The organism is Vibrio sp. 1078-1 (genome assembly GCF_033340475.1).
Map to the genome: position 1 here is coordinate 1 of NZ_JAWOWM010000591.1, position 596 is coordinate 596.

General features: G+C 42.3%; 1 protein-coding gene and 1 pseudogene. One reads left to right on the forward strand and one right to left on the reverse strand.

Annotated elements, in window-relative coordinates; genetic code table 11:
• The first annotated feature begins 284 nt into the window (after positions 1-284).
• Positions 285-473, forward strand: coding sequence for a hypothetical protein (locus R7190_RS28970; protein ID WP_020904044.1), 189 nt, complete (start codon positions 285-287; stop codon positions 471-473).
• On the opposite strand, the pseudogene R7190_RS28975 reads toward R7190_RS28970, so the two are convergent.
• Positions 466-596 (reverse strand): annotated as a pseudogene (locus tag R7190_RS28975) (putative sulfate exporter family transporter); the annotation flags it as partial. The gene R7190_RS28970 and the pseudogene R7190_RS28975 sit on opposite strands and share 8 nt — an antisense overlap.

A 596-nucleotide genomic window follows, 5' to 3' on the forward strand; every position in this document is an offset into this window, starting at 1 on the left:
ACTTGCGGAAAAAGCTTGAGAAGTTTAAATGGCCAATCGCTTACTACTTGATGCCACAAGCCTTGTTAGAAGGTGGAATTAAAGTCTCGCGTAAAGCGGTAAAAGAGTGGCTGCTTTATGAGTTAGATAATCAACGTTAAATAGCTGGCGCTCATTCTCCCGGCGGAAATGAGGCGAAGATTAGTCAATTTTGCTATGTGTTAGTCGGAAAGGGAATTTCGTAACCTTATAACTCTGAATCATAATCATGTCTTAACGTAGAGCAGAAAGGCATAAGCTTCAGAATGGTGAAATTGGTTTTATTGATAGCAGTGGTATTACAAATTGGCATCGCAATCAGCAGTGAAGGGCTCACTCGCTCGTTAGCGGAATTGACGGCGTTTTTAATCGCTATCGCGTTGGTGTTTGCGCTCAAGAGTGACAAACCAGAGTCAACCTCCGACCAACGCGATAAGTCGACAACGATTATCTAAGTACTAGCCAGCTTAGTGACGTGGTGGAAATTAATACCCATAAAGTCACACCAAACAACAGCGGTTTAGGGCCAGAAGATTTCAGTTTCGAAATCGAAATACTACATCCTATCAAGAATAAGC